The sequence below is a fragment of the Streptomyces phytophilus genome, assembly GCF_013870535.1.
In the GTDB taxonomy this organism is placed as follows: Bacteria; Actinomycetota; Actinomycetes; order Streptomycetales; family Streptomycetaceae; genus Streptomyces; species Streptomyces phytophilus.
This window is the reverse complement of sequence record NZ_JACBXC010000607.1, coordinates 1-3596: the sequence shown is the minus strand read 5'-3', so window position 1 is coordinate 3596 and position 3596 is coordinate 1. Positions and strand designations below refer to the sequence as shown.

The window sequence follows — 3596 nt, the reverse complement described above, 5'->3', positions numbered from 1 at the left end:
GGCGGCATCGTCGCCGTCACCGTCCTCGTCGCGCTCCTGGCCCCGCTCATCGCCCCGCACGACCCGCTGGACACCGACCCCGCGGCCATCGGCCTCGGCCTCTTCAGCGACGGCCACCTGCTGGGCACCGACGAGGTGGGCCGCGACATCCTCAGCAGGCTGATGTACGGGGCCCGGATGGCGCTGCTCGTCGCGATCCTGCCGACGCTCCTCGCGCTGGCCGTCGGCGGCTGCATCGGCCTGTTCTCCGGCTACGTCGGCGGCTGGGTCGACAGCGTGCTGATGCGGATCTTCGACGTGATGTTCTCGTTCCCCGGCATCCTGCTGGCGCTGGGCATCGGCGTCGCGCTGGGGCCCAGCACCACGTCGCTGATCGTGGCGGTGGTGGTCGTGACGATCCCCGAGTTCGGCCGGATCGTCCGCGGCAACGTCGTCTCGCTGCGGCAGGAGCAGTACGTGGAGGCGGCCTCGGCCCTCGGGTACGGGCACGGGCGGATCGCGTTCCGCCACATCGCCCCGAACCTGCTGGGCGGCCTGGTCGTCTTCGCCACCCTGCAGACCGGCCGCAACGTCATCCTCAGCGCCAGCCTCGCCTTCCTCGGCCTCGGCGCCCAGCCGCCGACGCCCGACTGGGGCCAGATGCTCAGCGGCGGCCGGGCGCTGCTGGTGACCTCGCCGCACGTCGCCACGCTCCCCGGCCTGGCGGTGGTGGTCCTGGCGGTGGGCTTCAACCTCCTCGGCGACGGCGTACGGGACCGGCTCGACCCGCGCTCGCGGCGCTCCCGCGCGGCGAAGAAGGACGACCGCGCGGCGGACGAGGGCAAGACGGGAGAAGCCGCATGCTGACCTTCATCCTGCGCCGCGGGCTGCAGATGATCCCCGTACTCCTCGGGGTGACCGTCGCCACCTTCGGCCTCGGCCAGATCATCCCCGGCGACCAGGCCACCGCGCTCCTCGGCCCGACCTCGTCCGAGGAGGACCGCGCGGCCCTGCGCGCCGACCTCGGCCTCGACGAGCCCGCCGTCTCCCGGTACTTCACCTACCTCGGCAACCTCTTCAGCGGCGACCTCGGCCGCTCCCTGTCCTTCGGCCGCCCGGTCTCCGAGGTGCTGTCCGAGCGGCTGCTGAACACCCTGCTGCTCTCCGGCACCGCCATCGTCGTCGCGGCGGTCCTCGGCGTGGCCATCGGCACCTGGGCGGCGCAGAAGCCCGGTTCCGTACGCGACCGGGGGCTGACCGTCGGCGTGCTGTTCCTCAACTCGGTGCCGTCGTTCTGGCTCGGCCTCGTCCTGATCGTCGTCTTCTCGCTGCAACTGCGGATCCTGCCGGCCACCGGCATGACCTCCATCGCCGGCGGCGGCGCCCTCGACACCGCGGCGCACATGGTGCTGCCCGTCGTCACCCTGGCCGCCTGGTCGCTCGCGGTCATCGCCCGCATGACCCGCTCGGCCGTCCTGGAGGTCATCGACAACGACTACGTGCAGACGGCGCGTTCGCGCGGCATCGGCGAGTTCCACGTCGTCGTACGGCACGTGCTGCCGAACGCCATGCCGTCGGTGGTCACGGTGATCGGCCTCCAGGCCGGGTTCCTGCTCAGCGGGGCGGTACTCACCGAGACGGTGTTCTCCTGGCCGGGCGTCGGGCTCGCGCTCCAGCAGGCCATCTCGTCCCGCGACATCCCCCTCGTGCAGGGCGGGATCCTCGTCATCGCCGTCGCCTTCGTGCTGATCAACATGCTGGTCGACGTGGCGCAGGCGTACTTCAACCCCAAGATCAAGCTCGCGTAGGGAGGCATCACCGTGAACGTGCTGGACGTAGCGCACCTAGAGGTCACCCACCCGGGCCACGACCACGACTCCTCGCTGACCACCGTCCGCGACGTCTCCTTCCGCGTCGCCGCCGGCGAGTCGCTGGGCGTCGTCGGCGAGTCCGGGAGCGGCAAGAGCCAGACGATGCTGGCGGTCCTCGGCATGCTGGGGCGGGCCGGCGCCCGGGTCTCGGGCCGGGTGACGTTCGACGGCACGGACCTCACCGCGCTCACCCAGAAGCAGCTGCGCGGGATCCGCGGCTCCGGCATCGGGCTCGTCTCGCAGGACGCCCTGTCCGCGCTCAACCCCGCCATGACCGTCGGCAGGCAGATGGCCGAGCCGCTGATCCGCTACGACGGCCACAACCGCAGGTCCGCCGCCGACCGCTGCACCGAACTGCTCCAGCTCGTCGGCATCCCCGCCGCCCGCGAACGGCTCCGCGCCTACCCGCACCAGCTCTCCGGCGGCATGCGCCAGCGCGTCCTGATCGCCATGGCGATCAGCCGCGAACCCAAGCTGCTCATCGCCGACGAGCCGACCACCGCGCTCGACGTCTCCATCCAGTCCCAGGTGCTGCGGCTCATCGACCGGCTGCGCCGGGAGCTGGACATGGCGCTGGTGCTCATCACCCACGACCTGGGCGTCGTCGCCGGGGTCACGGACCGGATCGCCGTGATGTACGGCGGGATGATCGTCGAAACGGCGTCGACCGCCGAACTGTTCGACGCCCCGGGCCACCCGTACACGCGGGCCCTCATGCAGTCCGTACCGCGGATGGACAGGAAGCCGGGCGACCGGCTCCCCGCCATCCCCGGCCTGCCGCCGCACCCGTCGGCGCCGCCGCCGGGATGCGCGTTCCAGCCGCGCTGCACGCTGGCGCGGGACGAGTGCGGGGACAGTGTCCCACTGCTGGCGGAACCGGATCCGGCACGCGCCGGGCACCTGGTCCGCTGCCCGGTCACCGCCCCCGCCCCCGCGGAAGGAGCCCGCACATGACCGCAGCCGAGAACACCGCCGAGAACACCGCCGAGAACACCGCCGAGAACACCGCCGAGAACACTGCCCCGCCCGCCGCCGTGGTGACGGACCTGCGGGTGGACTTCCCCGTACGCACCGGGCTGCTGCGCCGCGTGACCGGCACGACCCGCGCCGTGGCCGGCGTCTCCTTCACCGTCCCCGCACGCAGCATCGTCAGCCTCGTCGGCGAGTCCGGCAGCGGCAAGACCACCACGGGCCGCGCCCTGCTCGGCCTGTCCCCCGTCACCTCGGGCAGCGTGCGGCTGCACGGCCGGGAGCTGGGCGAGCTGCGCCGCGACCGGACGCTGCCGCGCGTGGCGCAGATCGTCTACCAGGACCCGTACGCCAGCCTCAACCCGCGGATGACGCTGCGCACGATGCTCCGCGAAGTCCTCACGGTGCACCGCACGGTGGCGCCCGGCGGCGTCTCCCGGCGGGTCGCGGAACTCCTCGACCAGGTGGGCCTGCGCGCCCAGTTGGCCGGCCGCTATCCGCACGAGCTGTCCGGCGGGCAGCGCCAGCGGGCCGCGATCGCGCGGGCGCTGGCGGTGGAGCCGCGGTTCATCGTGTGCGACGAGATCGTCTCGGCGCTCGACGTGAGCATCCAGGGCCAGATCCTCAACCTCATCCAGGACCTCCGCCGCGAGCGGGACGTCAGCTTCCTGTTCATCTCGCACGACATGGGGGTGGTCCGGCACCTCTCCGACCACGTCGTGGTCATGTACGGCGGGAAGGTGATGGAGAGCGCGCCGTGCGACGAACTGTTCGCGG

Annotated in this window: 4 protein-coding genes; all 4 read left to right on the top strand. The window is 72.4% G+C overall.

Annotated features, from left to right (window positions below; translation table 11 throughout):
• The coding region (locus tag H5J30_RS22155) for an ABC transporter permease (protein ID WP_181789136.1) at nt 1–846 on the top strand (846 nt) is incomplete at its 5' end.
• A complete protein-coding gene (locus H5J30_RS22150) occupies nt 840–1787 on the top strand; it encodes an ABC transporter permease (protein WP_181789135.1) in 948 nt (315 codons plus the stop codon). The genes H5J30_RS22155 and H5J30_RS22150, both read left to right, overlap by 7 nt.
• A 12-nt stretch (nt 1788–1799) precedes the next feature.
• The gene (locus H5J30_RS22145; protein ID WP_181789134.1) at nt 1800–2804 is read left to right on the top strand and encodes an ABC transporter ATP-binding protein; all 1005 of its coding nucleotides are present in this window, start codon (nt 1800–1802) and stop codon (nt 2802–2804) included.
• Nucleotides 2801–3596, top strand: a 796-nt coding sequence (locus H5J30_RS22140) for an ATP-binding cassette domain-containing protein (RefSeq protein WP_258563472.1), incomplete at its 3' end; no start/stop codon positions are given. The genes H5J30_RS22145 and H5J30_RS22140, both read left to right, overlap by 4 nt.